The organism is Pseudobythopirellula maris (assembly GCF_007859945.1).
In the GTDB taxonomy this organism is placed as follows: domain Bacteria; phylum Planctomycetota; class Planctomycetia; order Pirellulales; family Lacipirellulaceae; genus Pseudobythopirellula; species Pseudobythopirellula maris.
On the sequence record NZ_SJPQ01000002.1, the window covers coordinates 226,863 to 243,910 of the forward strand.

The 17,048-nt window shown below is 66.7% G+C and carries 13 protein-coding genes; 10 read left to right on the top strand and 3 right to left on the bottom strand.

Annotated features, from left to right (window positions below; genetic code table 11):
• Positions 1-16 precede the first annotated feature (16 nt).
• From Mal64_RS08670 to Mal64_RS08680, 3 genes are all read left to right on the top strand, one after another.
• A complete protein-coding gene (locus Mal64_RS08670) occupies positions 17-679 on the top strand; it encodes a metal-dependent transcriptional regulator (RefSeq protein ID WP_146399188.1) in 663 nt (220 codons plus the stop codon).
• 648 nt (positions 680-1,327) lie between these two features.
• Positions 1,328-1,738, top strand: coding sequence for a hypothetical protein (locus Mal64_RS08675; RefSeq protein WP_146399190.1), 411 nt, complete (start codon positions 1,328-1,330; stop codon positions 1,736-1,738).
• Positions 1,739-1,830: 92 nt separating this feature from the next.
• The gene (locus Mal64_RS08680) at positions 1,831-2,136 is read left to right on the top strand and encodes a hypothetical protein (RefSeq protein WP_146399192.1); all 306 of its coding nucleotides are present in this window, start codon (positions 1,831-1,833) and stop codon (positions 2,134-2,136) included.
• A gap of 137 nt (positions 2,137-2,273) precedes the next feature.
• On the opposite strand, the gene Mal64_RS08685 is transcribed toward Mal64_RS08680, so the two are convergent.
• Positions 2,274-3,290 carry an alpha/beta hydrolase gene (locus tag Mal64_RS08685; protein WP_146399194.1) on the bottom strand — a complete coding sequence of 339 codons (1,017 nt, stop codon included), beginning with the start codon at positions 3,288-3,290 and terminating at the stop codon, positions 2,274-2,276.
• An 81-nt stretch (positions 3,291-3,371) separates the two neighbouring features.
• Positions 3,372-4,133, bottom strand: coding sequence for an RsmD family RNA methyltransferase (locus Mal64_RS08690; protein ID WP_197525588.1), 762 nt, complete (start codon positions 4,131-4,133; stop codon positions 3,372-3,374).
• 312 nt (positions 4,134-4,445) lie between these two features.
• Between Mal64_RS08690 and Mal64_RS19765 the strand changes: the two genes are divergently transcribed.
• The 6 genes from Mal64_RS19765 (at position 4,446) to Mal64_RS08720 (ending at position 14,929) form a co-directional block, all read left to right on the top strand.
• Complete coding sequence (locus tag Mal64_RS19765) at positions 4,446-5,582, top strand: peptidylprolyl isomerase (RefSeq protein WP_197525589.1); 1,137 nt, start codon at positions 4,446-4,448, stop codon at positions 5,580-5,582.
• 506 nt (positions 5,583-6,088) lie between these two features.
• Positions 6,089-7,084, top strand: a complete 996-nt coding sequence (locus Mal64_RS08700) for a LysR family transcriptional regulator (protein ID WP_146399196.1) — start codon at positions 6,089-6,091, stop codon at positions 7,082-7,084.
• Between the two features lie 112 nt (positions 7,085-7,196).
• On the top strand, positions 7,197-11,888 hold the full coding sequence (locus Mal64_RS08705; protein WP_146399198.1) for a glutamate synthase-related protein: 4,692 nt from the start codon (positions 7,197-7,199) through the stop codon (positions 11,886-11,888).
• 28 nt (positions 11,889-11,916) lie between these two features.
• A complete protein-coding gene (locus Mal64_RS08710; protein WP_197525590.1) occupies positions 11,917-12,303 on the top strand; it encodes a four helix bundle protein in 387 nt (128 codons plus the stop codon).
• A gap of 99 nt (positions 12,304-12,402) precedes the next feature.
• The gene (locus Mal64_RS08715; RefSeq protein WP_146399200.1) at positions 12,403-13,977 is read left to right on the top strand and encodes a glutamate synthase subunit beta; all 1,575 of its coding nucleotides are present in this window, start codon (positions 12,403-12,405) and stop codon (positions 13,975-13,977) included.
• A gap of 130 nt (positions 13,978-14,107) precedes the next feature.
• A complete protein-coding gene (locus Mal64_RS08720; RefSeq protein ID WP_231993636.1) occupies positions 14,108-14,929 on the top strand; it encodes a TerC family protein in 822 nt (273 codons plus the stop codon).
• Between the two features lie 177 nt (positions 14,930-15,106).
• Here Mal64_RS08720 and Mal64_RS08725 read toward each other — a convergent pair whose 3' ends face one another.
• Entirely contained in the window at positions 15,107-15,493 is a 387-nt protein-coding gene (locus Mal64_RS08725; RefSeq protein WP_146399202.1) for a hypothetical protein, read from the bottom strand.
• Between the two features lie 156 nt (positions 15,494-15,649).
• Here Mal64_RS08725 and Mal64_RS08730 point away from each other — a divergent pair, with 156 nt between their 5' ends.
• A complete protein-coding gene (locus tag Mal64_RS08730; protein ID WP_146399204.1) occupies positions 15,650-17,011 on the top strand; it encodes an SGNH/GDSL hydrolase family protein in 1,362 nt (453 codons plus the stop codon).
• Positions 17,012-17,048 lie beyond the last annotated feature (37 nt).

The window sequence follows — 17,048 nt, forward strand, 5'->3', positions numbered from 1 at the left end:
CACGCGACGACCCGTCATGGCGAGCCACACCGTCGAGAACTACCTGAAGCAGATCTTCCGCCTGGCGCGCGAGGCCTCGGCGAGTCGCGAAGACGCGCCCGTGGCGACCGGCGTGCTGGCCACGGCGATGGGCGTTTCTCCCGGCACGGTCACCAGCATGCTCAAAACGCTCGCCGAGGGGGGCTTGGCGACCTACACGCCTTACGAGGGCGTGCGGCTCACCGACGCCGGCGAGAAGCTGGCCCTCAGGATCTTGCGGCGGCACAGGCTGATCGAGCTGTTCCTGTCGCGCACGCTCGACCTGACCTGGGACGAGGTCCACGAGGAGGCGGAGCACATGGAGCACGCCGTGAGCGACCTGCTGGTCGACCGCATCGACCAGTACCTCGACTTCCCCGAGTCCGACCCGCACGGCGAGCCGATCCCGACGGCTGCCGGCGCAATGGCCGAAGTGGCCGACCGACCGCTCGCCTCGCTCGCGGCGGGCGACGCGTTCTGCTTCCGTCGCGTGACGGACGAGACGCCCGATTTCCTCCGCCGCCTGAGCGAGGCTGGCATCGAACTGGGCCGCTATGCGGCGGTCGTCTCGAGCGACGCGGAGGGCGAGGTCACGATCCGCCTGGGCGAATCGACCACCAAGCTCAGCGCCGAAGACGCCGAGAAGTTGCGTGTTGAGTGAGACCCGGAAGGGCCGCTCGTGCCCTTTCGTGGCTAGCCTTTCTTGCGCCCATCCGTGTAATCCGTGGTTCGCTTCTTGATGCCGTTAGCAGCCGGCGCAAAAAAAGAGCCGCGGACGTCTTTTGAACGCCCGCGGCTCTCGCTGTAACAAACTAACCGGTCGCTTGCGACGGAGTGGAGTCACTCGAAGAAAGACGCGGTCCGAACGGTGCTGCGCACCGCCTTGGCCGGACCGGGCCAATCGATTTTTTAGGTCCTCCCGACGGAATGGCGACCGGAAAGTTTGATCTCGTTCCCACCGCGGCCTGGGCCGCTGGCGGGGGTGTGTTCTGTTTAGGGATCAAACTCCCCGACTGACTATCGACGCTCGCCCACGCGGGGCTTGAGTGCGGCCCTCTCGTTTCGGCGAGGGGGAGCGTACACCACAAGCTTAGTCCGCAACAACGGGGGCGCCACGCACTTTTTTGGGCCACGCCGCCCGAGGCGTCGCTGTGCCGCATTGGCTGCAAACACGGCGCCAATCGGGGGTGGCATTGGCCTTGTCTGTGACACGTCGCTTTTGATACGGGACGACCTGGAATCTTTGTTCGCCGCCCCGGCGCCGAATTGCGGCCCCCCTCCACGCTCCGACCAAGCTGCGAGCCAACCCATGCCCATCCCAATCTCCTTCAGCAAAAAAAACGACCGCCTCACCAGCCGCCCCGGCTTATGGCTGGGGCTGACGGCCGCGGTGCTGGCGCTGGCGGCGGCTTTGCCGGCGGCCATGGCGCCGAGCACGGCGGTCGCTCAGACCACGGGAAACCGTGAGCCGACGCTCCGCGAGCGGCTGCTGTACGGCCTCGAGGCGAGCCGGCCGACCGAGTTGGCGTTCATCGACGCGGTGGCCGACACGGTCGATCGGGGCGAGCTGCCCGAAAAGCTGGTCGACCGGTTCTTCTTCTGGTCTCGCAAGCGCGCCGAGCGGCACACGAGCGGCTCGCGGCGGGCGATCGTCTACTTCCAGCCCGCGCTGCAGATCCAGGCCAAGAAGCTGGGGATCACGATCGCCTCGGATCCCTAGGCCCCCCAGGAGCCGGTAGGCAATCGAGCGGCGATGCGGTATGCTCAGGGGCTCGCAACCGATCCCCCAACCTACCGTTGAGCACGCCGCCCATGGCACGCAAAGTCGTCAGTCGCAAAGACCTTCGGGCCGAAGCCGATGCCGCCGAGGCGCAGGAAAAAGAAGCGGCGCCGAAGAAGAAGAAGAAGGCTCCCGCCAAGCGGAAGAGCCGCGCGAAGGCGGCCGCCGAGGTTCGACTGAAGGCCTTCTGGGGCGTGTTCAACCAGTCACTCAAGCGCGTCGCGCTCTACGACTACAGCCAGAAAAAAGAGGCTGAGAAGAAAGCCGAAGAGCTCACGGCCAAGGGCAAGAGCCCCCACTTCGTTCAGCCGGTCAAAGAGATCATCGAAGAGGCCTGATCCCGCCCTTCGTTTGATTGGCGGCGGGCGATCCGCACCGAGTCGGTGTGGACCCCGACCCGCGAAGCCAGCCCCTCAATCCACGCAAGACCAAGCCCCCATGACCCACTAGTGGGTCGTGGGGGCTTGGTCATTGGTCATTCCCGAGGGGCGACCACACCCCGCGCCGCGAGCCAAGCCTCGAGCGCCGCGGGCCACAGGGCCGTCGAGCCGGCGGTGCTCCACATGCCGAATCCGTGGCCCCCCTTCTCGTAAGCGTGCAGCTCGGCCGCCACCCCGTGCTCCTTGAGCGCGGCGAACATCCGCAGGCTGTTCTCGATCGGCACGGCGCGGTCGTCGGCCGCGTGGATCAGAAGCGTGGGCGGCGTGTCGCTCGTCACACGATTCTCGGCCGACAAGGCGTGCGAGAGCGCTTCGCTCGGCTCGTCACCGAGCAAGTTCTTGCGTGATCCGCCGTGGGTGACCGCCACCTCCATCGAGACGACCGGGTAGACCAGCACCGCGAAGTCGGGCCAGCTGGAGTGGCGCTCCAGCGGGTCGTCGGCCTCGGGCGCGGCGGGAGAGCCTTGCGTGGCGGCGGTGGCGGCCAAGTGGCCGCCGGCCGAGAAGCCCATGATCCCCACCGCGTCGGGGCGCACGCCCCACTCCTGGGCGTGGCTGCGGACCAGCCGGATCGCCCGGCGGGCGTCGCTCAGCGGCACGGGGTGCTTCTGGCTCTCGCCGCCGCAACGGTATTTAACAACGACGCCGACCGCGCCGCGGTCGGCGAGCCACTTCGCCACGAAGTGCCCCTCTTTGTCGAGCGCCAACCCGCCGTATCCGCCGCCGGGCAACACGCAGACCGCCGCCCCGGTCGCCGTGGCGGGATCGGGGCGATAGACCGTCATGGTCGGCTCCGACACGCCGGTAACCCAGCGGTTCCTCCGCCCGGCATGGCTCCGGTCCTCGGCGTTTTCCGACTGCTCGTGCCGCTCGGACTCGGGGGCGCCCCCCTCCCACAGCGGCAGCTCAAGGGCGTCTCTCGAGCCTGCCTTGCCGGAGGCATTGGCCTGGTCGGGGGCGACGGCTTGCGAACCGGCGGGGGGTTGGGCGGGGGAGGTCATGGGCAATGCGAATGAGAGCAGCATCCAAGCGGTGAAAGCGAGTCGGCGCATGGCGTGGAGTCCTTCGACATGGGGTAGTGAATACGCGCGGCGAGGTGGCGGCCGTCGGCTGATTGCCGCCGCCAGCAGTGCTCAATCTTGCGATCGGCGTTCGTCGTGCTGATCGTCGACTCGCCACACTCCCACCACTGCGGGGGAGTAAGGACGCACGTCCCAGCCCGTGTCGTGGCGTGTCTCTCGCACGTGGCCGAGTTGGGTGAAGTCGAACCTCTTGTCGGCCTCGACAACCAGCATGCTGCCGGCCGGGGCGTGCTCTTCGAGTGCGAAGATCAGAGAGAGCATCTCGTCGGCGCGTTCCACAAAAAAGTCGTACGGCGGCGAGACGAACGCCAGCCACGGGCGCCGACGGCGTTCCGCTGCGCCCGCTTCCCCTGCGCCCACTTCTCCTGGGGGTGAATCTTCCAGGGGCCCCTCGTAAGCCGGCAGGTCGCGGGCCGCCCACAGGAACGCGCTGGTCTTGAGCAGCTCGCACTGGTCGGCGACGCCGAGCGTCGTGAGATTCCGCTCCACGACGGCGGCGGTCGGCACGTGGCGCTCGATGAACAGCGCGCTGAGGGCCCCGCGGCTCACCGCCTCGATGCCCAGGGCGCCGGTGCCCGCGAACAGGTCCAAGGCGTGCTTGCCCTTGGCCTCGATGCCCACGAGGTTGAAGATCGCCTCGCGCACACGGTGCTTCATCGGCCGGGTGACCGGTGCGCCGCCCGGCGTCCCGAGCGGGCGGAGCGGCTCGTAGGCGAGCTTGCTGCCGCGCAGCCGGCCGCCAATCACCCGCATCTCGCTCTCGGCGCGGGGGGTTGGGTCAGCCGCACGGGAAGGTCGCTTGCGGGGGGCCATGCGGCGGTTCACTCGGGTGGGGCCCGCCGTTGGGCGCCGAGGGGCTCCCCTGGCCAACGGCCAAAAAGGCTTCGGCCTTGGAGGCGTATCGGGTGTGGCCTTGGCGGGCCGACGGGCGTAATCTTTTAGGACTCGTCCATCGTAACGATTCGCCGGCGCCGCAGCGAGCGGCGACCCCCCAGTCTTCTGCCGACCTTCCCCCCACTAAAATCCCTCGCCGCCATGAAGCCCGCCACTCTATCGCCGCGCCGTCTCGGTTCGTCTTTCATTTGGATTCTAGGTCTGGCGGCCGGGCTCGCGTGCGCGGGCCCCGTGTCCGCCCAAGAGGCGCCGGCTTCTACGGGCGAGGCGCAAAACGCCGCTAGCCCCTCCGCCCAAGCCCAGCTCGACGCGGCGCTCGACGCCTACAAGTCGACCCTCCGGTCGATCGAGTCGCTCCGCTCGGAGTACCAAACCGCGCCGGAGTCGCAGCACGAAAAGCTCCACGAAGAGCTGCTCGATCTTGTGAAGCAGGGCAAAGAACAAGTGTCGGCGATGCTCGGCCACGCCGCCGAGGCTTACCGGGCGAACCCCGTGGCGGACTCCGAGGCGGATCAACTGCTGCGGGCCGTCGCACGCCATTCGGTGGTGGGCCACGGCGGATCGGGAGGCGACCAATACGAACAAGGCCTGCAGGTCATCGATGCTCTGGTCGACGGCGGCGCCGCGGCCGACGAGAAGCAGCTGCCGCTGTGGGGGTTTGTGGCCGCGATGTTCACCAACGACTTCGAAGCCGCCGATCGCTTCCTCGCGATCGCCAAAGAGAACGGCTCGCTCGCTTCGCAGCCCGAAGGCGAGGAGGCGATCGCCGTCTACAAACTCGCGATGCAGCACCTGCCGGTGCTCGGCGACCTGAAGGCGATGTGGGCCAAAGAGCAACAGATCCGCGCCGACGAGGCGGCCGCCGACGACCTGCCGCGCGTCTTGTTCAAGACCACCAAAGGGGACATCACTCTCGAATTGTTCGAGAACGAGGCCCCCACGGCCGTGGCCAACTTCGTTACGCTCGTCAAAGAGGGCTACTACGACGGCCTGCTGTTCCACCGCGTGCTCGGCCATTTCATGGCCCAGGGAGGCGACCCGCTTGGCACGGGCTCGGGCGGGCCCGGCTACTCGATCGCTTGCGAGTGTTACCAACCCAACGCACGCATGCACTTTCGCGGCTCGCTCAGCATGGCCCACGCCGGCCGCGACTCGGGAGGCTCGCAGTTCTTCTTGACCTTCACCCCCACGATGCACCTGAACGGCAAGCACACCGTATTCGGCCGCGTGATCGACGGCATCGAGGTCTTGGGCGAACTGCAACGGACCGACGGCGAGGGCGCCCCGCCGCGCGACAAGATTCTCACGGCCGAGGTGCTCCGCGACCGTGGCCACGACTACAAGTTCGAGAAACTCCCCGGCCGCTGAGTCTGGCTTGCTGGGTCTGGCCACGTGGAATCACGTGTCAACGAAACCCGCGCACCGCGTCTAATCGAGGGCGGTAAATCGAATCCCGCTACGACAGCAGGCGCCCCGAATCGTGCGGCTACGCGCACCACCTGGGCGTAACCGCTTTATCTTCCCCCACTTAGCTGCTGAATAGCTGCTGAGCTTGGTTGCCGCTCCTGCGGGGTGGTTGACCGCCAATCGCCGCTTCGATAGCTTAATATCGCTGCTGCGAATCTTAGGGGGGTTCGAAATAAGATTGCTTGATTCACTGTCAGGTGGTGAGTGCAAGCTGGCGCCTCCATGTTTCGTGGAACGGCGGCCCTTCTAGAGACGCGGCTTCTCGTGCGGTTTTGATACGGCGTCCTCGCTCGACGCCCACACACCCGATCAGGGTGGGATTCCCGTCCTTACCACGTTCGGGGTGACACCCGAGGCGACCAACAGGCCCAACGACCACCTTGACTCCGACCCGCTCTGCACCGGCCATGAACTTCAAAGCGTTGAAGATCTTTTGTGACGTGACAAAGCTACGCAGCTTTTCCAAGGCGGCCGAAGTGAATGGCATCTCGCAATCGAACGCCAGCCAGGTGGTCCACCACTTGGAGGAGCACCTGGGGGTGCAGCTGATCGACCGGTCGACCAGGCCGTTCGTGATGACCCCCGAGGGAGAAAAGTACTTCGACGGCGCCCGCGACATCTGCCGACGCCTGGAGGACCTGGAGCGTGAAGTGGTGCGGGTCCACGACCAAGTCGCGTCGCGGCTCACCGTAGCGGCGATCTACTCGGTCGGCCTCGCGCACATGAACCGCTGGCTGCGGGCGTTTCTGAGCCAGCACCCGAAAGCCGATGTTCGGGTCGAGTACGTCCACCCCGAGCGCGTTTACGAAGCGGTCGAGACCGAGCAGGCCGACCTCGGACTGGTGAGCTACCCGGTCGCGTCGAAGCGCATCGAGACCTTGCCGTGGCGCGAAGAGAGGCTGGTGCTGGTGGTCGACCCGGCCCACCCGCTCGCCGAGCGTTCGCGAAGCGGCGGCGGTTTGGCGACCGTGTCGATCAACGATCTCGAGGGAGAGCGGCTGATCGCCTCGCAGCAGGGGCTGCAGATCCGCGAGGAAGTCGACAGCCTCTTCGCCCGCCACAAGGTGGGGGTCGAGGTCGCGATGGAGTTCGACAACATCGAGCTGATGAAGCGGGCGATCGAAATCGGCGCCGGCGTCGGCCTGCTGCCCGAGCCGACCGTCACGCCCGAGGTGGCCGCCGGCACGCTGGTGAAGCTCTCGCTCGAGGGCGAGCAGCTCGCCCGCCCGCTGGGGATCCTCTACCGCCGCGACCGCGAACTGAGCGAGACGGCCCAGCGGTTCATCAAGCTGCTGCAAGACCACGCCAACGAAACGACAACAGCCGCGCCGACCCCCAGCCACGCCAAGCCGGTTGCCGCCGTGGCCCGCGAGTCGCTGGAGCCCGCCGGAGCGCCGGGCTAGCGTCCGCCCGGCTGCGGGCCTCTAGAAATGGCCCGAGACCAAGCACTCAAAGCGGCCCCCCAAGCGGGCCCCTAAAAAGACACCGTTTATTCATTCGGAAGCAAAGACAAGCATGTTCAACCGCCGTTCGCTCATCCACCTGCCGGAGAAGCAGGGCCTGTACGATCCCGCCCTGGAGCACGACGCCTGCGGCGTCGGCTTCATCGCGCACATCAAGGGCGAGGCGAGCCACCAGATCGTGGTCGACTCGGAGGACCTGCTCAAGCGCATGGACCACCGCGGCGCTTGCGGGTGCGAAGAGAACACGGGCGACGGCTCGGGCATCATGACCGCCCTGCCGCACGCGTTCCTGCAGGCGGCCGTGAAGGCCGACCTGGGGATCGACCTGCCCGAGCCGGGCCGGTTCGCCGCGGGCAACGTATTCCTGCCCCGCATCAAGAGCGAGCGCGAGAAGTGCAAGGCCGAGGTCGAGCGCATCGTGGCCGAGCAGGGGCAGCGGCTGGTGGGCTGGCGCCCGGTGCCGACCAACTCGAAGAAGGCCGACATCGGCCCCACGGCCCGCGCCTCGGAGCCGGTGATCGAGCAGCTGGTGATCGCCGCGTCTGACAACGTCGAAGGCGAGGCCTTCGAGCGCCAGGTCTACCTCATCCGCAAGCGGGCGAGCAACCTGCTGCGATCCGACGGATCGCTCAAAGAAGCCAAGATCTTCTACATCTGCTCGCTCTCGACCAAGGTGATCATCTACAAGGGCATGCTCACCACCGAGCAGCTCTACCGCTACTACAAGGACCTGAAAGACCCGGCCTACGTCAGCCACCTGGCGATGGTCCACTCGCGGTTCGCCACGAACACGTTCCCCAGCTGGGACCGCGCGCAGCCGCTGCGCTTCATGAGCCACAACGGCGAGATCAACACCGTCAAGGGCAACGCGAACTGGATGTTCGCCCGCCAGGGGGTCCTGCAGAGCCCGCCGGGCGGCGGATTCGGCGACGAGCTGCCGAAGCTCTTCCCGATCGTCGAGCCCGACTGCAGCGACTCCGGCACGTTCGACAACGCGCTGGAGTTCCTGCTGATGAACGGCCGCTCGCTGCAGGGCTCGGTCATGATGATGGTCCCCGAGGCGTGGCAGAACCACGCCACGATGTCCGAGTCGAAGCGCGCCTTCTACGAGTACCACTCGGCGCTGATGGAGCCGTGGGACGGCCCCGCGTCGATCGTCTTCACCGACGGCAAGTACATCGGCGCGGTCTTGGACCGCAACGGCCTGCGGCCCTCGCGGTACTACGTGACGAACGACGACCGGGTGATCATGGGCAGCGAGGTCGGCGTGGTCGACGTCGAGCCGGAGAACGTGCGTCTGAAGGGCCGCCTCCAGCCGGGCAAGATGTTCCTGGTCGACTTCGACGAGGGCCGCCTGATCCCGGACGAAGAGATCAAGGAAGGTTTCGCCTCGCGCCAGCCGTACGGCGATTGGCTTCGCGCCGAGCGGATCGACCTGAACGACCTCCACCCCGAGGAGGAGAAGCACGGCTTCCGGGCCAGCACGCTGATGGCCCGCATGCAGGCGTTCGGCTTCACGGTCGAGACGCTCAAGTTCATGCTGCTGCCGCTCATCCAAGTCGAGAAAGACCCGATCGGCTCGATGGGCAACGACAGCTGCCTGGCGGTCCTCAGCGACAAGCCGCGGATGATCTACGACTACTTCAAGCAGCTGTTCGCCCAGGTGACGAACCCCGCGATCGACTCGATCCGCGAGGAAGTCATCATGTCGCTCGAGTGCTACATCGGCCCCGAGCAGAACCTGCTCGAAACCACCCCCGAGCACGCCCACCGGCTCCGGCTGGCGCACCCGATCTTGTCGAACGAGCAGCTCGCCTCGCTCAAGCACATCTACCGCAACAAGGCCGGCAAGGGCTGGCGGGCGAAGACGATCGACATCACTTGGCCGGTCGAGGAGGGGGCCGCAGGCATGCGCGGCGCCATCGACCGCGTTTGCCAAGAGGCCGAGGCCGCCATCGACGAGGGGTACGCCCTCGTGATCCTGTCGGACCGCAAGCTGTCGGCCGAGCGCGTGCCGCTCAGCGCGTTGCTGGCCACCGGCGCCGTGCACCACCACTTGGTGCGTTGCTCGAAGCGGACCCGCATCGGCCTGATCGTCGAGACCGGCGAGGCCCGCGAGGTGCACCACCACTGCCTGCTGGTCGGCTACGGCGCCGACGCGATCAACCCCTACCTGGCGTTCGAGTCGCTCTGGCAGGCGCGGCGTGACGGCTTGATCCCCGACGACGACGAGGGCGTGGTGCCGCACGAGGAGTCGGGCGAGGCCGAGGACCCGCTCTCCGTGCCCGAGGACGACGAGGCCCACGACCCGATCACGGGCATGGACCACCAGATCGTCGCGAAGTACCGCACCGGCGTGGCCAAGGGCATGCTCAAGGTGATGGCCAAGATGGGCATCTCGACACTGCAGAGCTACAAGGGCGCCCAGATCTTCGAGGCCCTCGGCCTGCGCGACGAGGTCATCGACCTCTGCTTCAGCGGCACCGCCAGCCGCGTGCAGGGCGCAGGGTTTGACGTGCTCGCCGAGGAAGCCCTGCGGCGTCACAAGCTCGGCTACCCCGCGCACGAGTCGTCCCGGCTGCCACTGCTGCCCAACCCGGGCGAGTACCACTGGCGCGCCGAGGGCGAGCGCCACATGTGGACCCCGCTGGCGATCTCCGAGATCCAGGCCGCCGCCCGAGGCGGCGACAAAACCGCCTACCAGCGGTTCGCCGACCTGGTGAACCACGACGCCCGCAACCGCTGCCAGCTGCGTGGCCTGCTCGGGTTCAAGAAAGAAGCCAACGGCGGCGCGATCCCGATCGACGAGGTCATGCCCGCCAGCGAGATCGTCAAGCGATTCTGCACCGGGGCGATGTCGTTCGGCTCGATCTCGGCCGAGTCGCACGAGACGCTCGCCATCGCGATGAACCGCCTCGGCGGCAAGAGCAACACCGGCGAGGGGGGTGAGGACCCGGCGCGCTGGACCCCCGACGACAACGGCGACTCGCGCCGCTCGGCCATCAAGCAGGTCGCCTCCGGCCGGTTCGGCGTGACGATCAGCTACCTGAGCAACGCCGACGAGATCCAAATCAAGATCTCCCAAGGCGCCAAGCCGGGCGAAGGTGGCGAGCTGCCCGGTCGCAAGGTCGACGACACGATCGCCCGGATCCGTTACTCAACGCCCGGCGTCGGCCTCATCAGCCCCCCGCCGCATCACGACATCTACTCGATCGAAGACCTCGCCCAGCTGATCTACGACCTGAAGAACGCCAATCGGGCCGCCCGGATCAGTGTGAAGCTGGTCTCGGAGGTCGGCGTCGGCACGGTCGCCTCGGGCGTCGTCAAAGGCCACGCCGACCACGTGCTGATCGCCGGCGACGGCGGCGGCACCGGCGCCTCGCCGCTCACCAGCATCAAGCACGCCGGCCTGCCGTGGGAGCTCGGCATCGCCGAGACCCACCAGACGCTGATGATGAACGACCTCCGCAGCCGTGTGATCCTGCAGACCGACGGCGGCCTGAAGACCGGTCGCGACGTCGTGATCGCCGCGCTCTTGGGCGCCGAGGAGTTCGGCTTCAGCACCGCGCCGCTCATCACGCTCGGCTGCATCATGATGCGCAAGTGCCACCTGAACACCTGCCCCGTGGGCATCGCCACCCAAGACCCCGAACTGCGGGCCAAGTTCTCCGGCAAGCCGGAGCACGTGGTGAACTACCTGTTCATGGTCGCCGAGGACGCCCGCCAGCTGATGGCCGAGCTCGGCTTCCGCACGATCGACGAGATGGTCGGCCGCGTCGACGCGCTCGACACGAACAAGGCGATCAAGCACTGGAAGACGGACGGCCTGGACCTGACCAAGCTGCTCTCTCCCGGCCCGCGGCCATACCCCGAGGCGGGCGCCCATTGCACGATGGGCCAAGACCACGGGCTCGAGAAGACTCTCGACCTCCGCGAGCTACTCGAGCAGGCCCAGCCGGCCATCGACTCGGGCAAGAAGGTCCGCTACGAGACCCGCATCGTCAACACCGACCGCACGGTCGGCACGATCACGTCGAACGAGATCGCCAAGAAGCACGGCGAGGCGGGCCTGCCGGACGACACGATCCGGTTCCGGCTCACCGGCCACGCCGGCCAGAGCCTCGGCGCCTTCCTGGCCCACGGCGTGACGATCGAACTCGAAGGCGACGCGAACGACTACGTCGGCAAGGGCCTGTCGGGCGGCCGCGTGATCGTTTACCCGCCGAAGGCCTCGACCTTCAAGGCCGAAGAGCAGATCCTCGTCGGCAACGTCTGCCTGTACGGCGCCACCCGCGGCGAGGCGTTCCTACGCGGACGCGCCGCCGAGCGGTTCTGCGTTCGCAACAGCGGCGCCCACGCCGTGGTGGAGGGCGTTGGCGACCACGGCTGCGAGTACATGACCGGCGGCCGCGCGGTGATCCTCGGCCCCACCGGCCGCAACTTCGCGGCCGGCATGTCGGGCGGCGTGGCGTATGTCCACGCCCCGGACCGCGACGCCTTCCGCCTGAGCTGCAACCTCGGCATGGTCGAGCTCGAAGACGTGACCGAAGCCGACGACGTCGCCGAACTCAAAGAGCTCATCGAGAAGCACCAGAACGCGACCGACAGCGCGGTGGCGGCTGAGCTCTTGGACCGCTGGGACGACGCCCTCGGCGAGTTCGTCAAGGTGATGCCAACCGATTACAAACGCGTGCTGGAGGAGCAGAAGGCGAAAGGCAAGGCAGAACAACCGGCGGCGGTTTAAAGGACCAATGACCAAGCCCCAATGACCAATGATGGTTGACATCGATTGTCCACCGGAGGGCCGGCAATTTGATCTGGCGGAGCGGACGGCTTGCTTCGGCGAGTCGGTCATCCGCTTTGTGAGATTGGTAAGCCGGGACGACGTCAGCGGTCCACTGATCCGACAACTCGTGCGGTCGGCCACGAGCATCGGAGCTAACTACCTCGAAGCAGACGAGGCCGGAACGAATAAGGAATTTCGCTATAGGATAAGCGTCTGTAGCCGCGAGGCCCGCGAGACTCAACACTGGCTGAGAATGCTGGCCACGGCGTGCCCCGACCACCGCGCCGTCGCCCGCGATCACTGGCAAGAAGCCAAGGAACTAACCCTGATTTTCGGATCTATCCACAGGAAGTCAAAACCGACGCCCAAGTGAACAACGTTCGCATCACGACATTGGTCATTGGGGCTTGGTCATTGGTCATTCGATCCATTTGCTAATTCAACTTTCAGAAATAGGCTAGTACGGTCCACGATGGGAAAACCCACCGGTTTTAAAGAGTTCCCCCGCAACGCGGTCCCCTACCGCGACCCGCTCGAGCGCGCTGCGGACTACCTCGAGATCTACACCCACGCCCCCGAGGAGCAGCTCACCACGCAGGGCGCGCGGTGCATGGACTGCGGCGTGCCGTTCTGCCAGTCGGACTCCGGCTGCCCGATCGACAACCTCATCCCCGAGTGGAATGATCTGGTCTACAACGGCCGCTGGCGCGACGCGCTCGACCGGCTGCACAAGACGAACAACTTCCCCGAGTTCACCGGCCGGGCCTGCCCCGCGCCGTGCGAGGGGGCCTGCGTGCTGGGCATCACCGACCCGCCGGTGACGATCAAGAACATCGAGAACGCGATCATCGACCGCGGCTGGGACGAGGGCTGGGTCGCCCCGCAGCCCCCCAGCTACGAGACCGGCAAGAGCGTCGCGATCGTCGGCTCCGGCCCCGCCGGGCTGTCGGCCGCCCAGCAGCTCCGCCGCGCCGGGCACGCCGTGAAGGTTTACGAACGCGCCGACCGCATTGGCGGCCTGTGCATGTACGGCATCCCCAACATGAAGCTCGACAAGGGGACGGTCGAACGCCGCGTCGAGCAGCTCCGCGCCGAGGGCGTCGAGTTCCACACCGGCGTCCACGTCGGCAAGGAGGAAGACTTCGCCCCGGGCCACATGACCGCCATCATGCGTGAGCGCGGCGTGAAGGTGAAATTCCTCGACCCCAACAAGTTGCTCAAAGAGAAAGACGCGGTGCTGATGGCCACCGGCGCCACAAAACCGTTCGACCCCACCGGCCGCTGCCCGGGTCGCGACCTGAAGGGCATCCATCTGGCGATGGACTTCCTCACCCGCAACACGAAGAGCCTGCTGGACTCGGAGCTCTCGGACAAGGAGTTCCTCTCGGCCGAGGGGCTCGACGTGGTGGTGATCGGCGGCGGCGACACCGGCGCCGACTGCATCGGCACGTCGCTAAGGCACGGCGCGAAGAGCATCGTGAACTTCGAGCTGATGGACCAGGCGCCCCCCGAACGGGCGCCCAACAACCCTTGGCCGCAGTGGCCGCGGGTCTACCGCGTCGACTACTCGCACGCCGAGGTCGAGGCCAAGACCGGCAAGGACCCCCGCGCGTACCACATCCTCACCAAGGAGTACGTGGGCAAAGAGGGCCGCGTCACCGGCGTGAAGACCGTCGAAGTTGACTGGGCGCAGCCCGTCGCCGGCGGGGCCCCGTTCACCGAGGTGCCCGGCAGCGAGAAGGTGTGGCCCGCCGATTTGGTGCTGCTGTCGACCGGCTTCGTCGGCCCCGAACTCACCGTCGGCGAGATGCTCGGCGTCGAGACCCAGCAACCGCGCGGAAATTGGGTCACTTTTTCGGGCAAGCACGGCGAGTTCACGACGAATGTCGAGAAGGTGTTCGCCGCCGGCGACTGCCGACGCGGCCAGAGCCTCGTCGTCTGGGCCATCAACGAAGGCCGCGGCGCGGCCCGTTCGATCGACGAGTACCTGATGGGCGCCAGCAGCCTGCCGGCGCCCGGCACCAACCTGCCGCAACAGGTGGTCTGACGCTAAAATCCCAATGACCAAGCCCCAATGACCATTGGGTTTTGCACAAACCTTATCGGTCATTGGGGCTTGGTCATTGGTCATTCGCCACTGCCAGTAGCTCATTTAGCAAAGCGACACCGGAGCCCCCATGGACGACCTCTTCACGCTCCACAACCTCTTCACCCTCGGCATGCTGATCTTGCTGCAGGCGGTGCTGGGGTTCGACAACCTGCTCTACATCTCGATTGAGTCGAAGCGGGCTCCCGACGAGAACCAGCGCGCCGTGCGCCAGTGGGGCATCGGCATCGCCATCGTGCTGCGGATCGTGCTGCTGTTCGTCGTGATCCGCGTGATCGGCATGTTCCAGGAGCCCTTCCTGACGATCCCCGAAGGGGGCCCGATCGGCTGGGCCCTTTCGGGCGACATCACCCTGCACGCGGTCATCGTGCTGCTGGGCGGCGTGTTCATCCTCTACACCGCCGTCAAAGAGATCATGCACATGATGGCGATCGAGGACGTCGCCCACGGCGTGGGCGACAACAACCGCTCGAGCACCTGGATGGTCGTCTCGAAGATCGTCGCGATGAACCTGGTGTTCTCGTTCGACTCGATCCTCTCGGCGATGGCGCTCACCGACAACTTCTGGGTCATGGCCACGGCGATCGTCATCAGCGGCGCCATGATGATCTGGCTCGCCGAGCACGTCTCGGAGTTCCTCAAGAAGAACCGCCTGTACGAGGTCCTCGGGCTGTTCATCCTGTTCATCGTCGGCGTGATGCTCATCGGCGAGGGGGGCCACTTGGCCCACCTCCACCTGTTCGGCTACATCGTCGAGCCGATGGCTAAGAGCACGTTCTACTTCACGATCGCCATCCTGGTAGTGATCGACATCGTGCAGGGCCGCTACCAGAAGAAGCTGATGGCCGAGAAGCACCGCGAGATCGTTGAAAACGACGCGACGACGGCCTAGCATCGAAGGGCGCCAGGGGCTTCCGCTGTGTGCCACTGGCGTGCCGCCAGTGAGATGTACCAGGTGAGCTCGTACCCAATTCGCACTGGCGGCACGCCAGTGTCGCCGGGCGCTATGGCCGAGGGCATCGCCAAAGTGCTCGGAGACGGGAACCCACGGCCGTCAGCTGCTGCATCATCACTCTCCGCTCTTGCGAGCCAGCCGAGCACCGACGGCAGCGCCGGTGAGCATCATCCCAAACACAATGACGCATTCCACGACCTCGCGGAACTGCTGCTGGTCGTTCGACGGGCCCCAAGCCTGCCAGAGGACGAAGGCCGGGTAGACCGGCTTGCCGAAGCCCGTCGACTCTGCCAGCAGCAAGTAGACACCCCCGAACAGGCAGGCGCCCAACGCCGCGCCGCGTTCCTCCCCCCGCAGCAGCACGGCGGCGGCCGTGTGGCGGGCGAGCACGGCGAGAGTGACAAGGATCAGCGGCTCGAGGCCGAAACGCGAACGCAGTGCAAAGGCGACCAGTGCGGCGTACGACATGACGCCCAACAAGGTGGATAGGGAGTATTTCATTCCGGTGATTGTAGGGCGGCGGGTGGCACTGTCGAGCTTCGCCTTCCCTATGTGCGCCACTCTAACTCCGTGGGGTGACTGTGGCCGGAAATGCTCTCTGCTAAAATACCGGGCTGCTGACCTTCTCCGTATCCCTGCTCTCGATGAGGCCACGCCGTGCGTCTGCTCGCCACGACCTGCTTGTTCGCGTCGTTTCTCGCTGCTCCTTGCCCTGCTCAAATCGCCTCGGCCCCGACGGTCGAAGGCGTCACGCTCGGCCCCTACGCGTACGAGACCAAGCCCGACCACCCCGCGTTCGACAAGTTCAACCTACGCAAGGCGCCCGCCGCCGGGCCGCTATTGCTCGAGGAGGGCGACCGGCTGGCGATCTGCGGCGACTCGATCACCGAGCAGAAGATGTACTCGCGCATCATCGAGACCTACCTGACCTGCTGCACGCCTCAGCTCGACGTGACCGTGCGACAGTACGGCTGGAGCGGTGAGAAGACCGACGGCTTCCTGCGGCGCATGGAGCAAGACTGCCTGCGGTTCGATCCCACCGTGGCCACGCTCTGCTACGGCATGAACGACGCCCGCTACCGCCCGTTCGACGTCACGAACGGCCAGTGGTACGAGGATCACTACCGGGCGATCGTTCGCAAGTTCAAAGCAGAGGGGGTCCGCGTGGTGCTCGGCACGCCGGGCTGCGCGGGCAAGACCGCCTCGTGGGTCGGTTCTCGCGCCGGCACGCTCGACGAGCAGAACATCAACCTGGCGGCGCTGCGCGACATCGCGATCGGCGTCGCCCAGAGCGAGGGGACGCGGCTGGCGGACGTCTTCTGGCCGATGCTCCAGGCCCAAGTCTTCGCCCCCGGCCAGCACGGCGCCACGGAGGAGAACCCTTACGAGGTGGCCGGCAAGGACGGCATCCACCCCGGCTGGGCGGGCCACGTGGTGATGGCGTACGCCTTCCTCAAGGCCATGGGCTTGGGCGGCGAGATCGGCACGATCGAGATCGACCTGGCGGACAGCTCGGCCACGGCATCCGAAGGTCACGAGGTCGAGTCCGCCGCCGACGGCGAGCTGCGCGTCGTTAGCCGCCGCTACCCGTTCTGCGCCACGGGGCCGCTCGACCGAGACGACTCTGTTCGGTCCGGCACGACCCTCGTGCCGTTCTACGAAGACCTCAGCCGCTTCACGCTCCGTGCGACCGGCGGCGACGCCGAGCGCTACGCCGTCACTTGGGGCCAGGCGACGGAGGAATACACGGCCGAGCAGCTCGCCGGGGGCGTGAACCTGGCGGCCGACTTCGCCGCCACGCCGTTCCAAGCGGCCTTCGATCGCGTCGACCAGGCGGTCGCGGCCAAGCAAGCTTATGAGACGAAGCAGGTGAAACGCGTGTTCCACGGCAGCCGCGGCCGCGAGGACTTCGACTCAGCGGTCGAAGAGACCGAGGCCGAGCGCGCCCCGCTCGCCGCCGCCGTGGAGAAAGACCTCGAACCGGTGACGCACACGATCACGATCCGGCCGATCGAGTAGCCGCCGCTGAAGCGGCCAAAACCGCGTGCGATAAAAA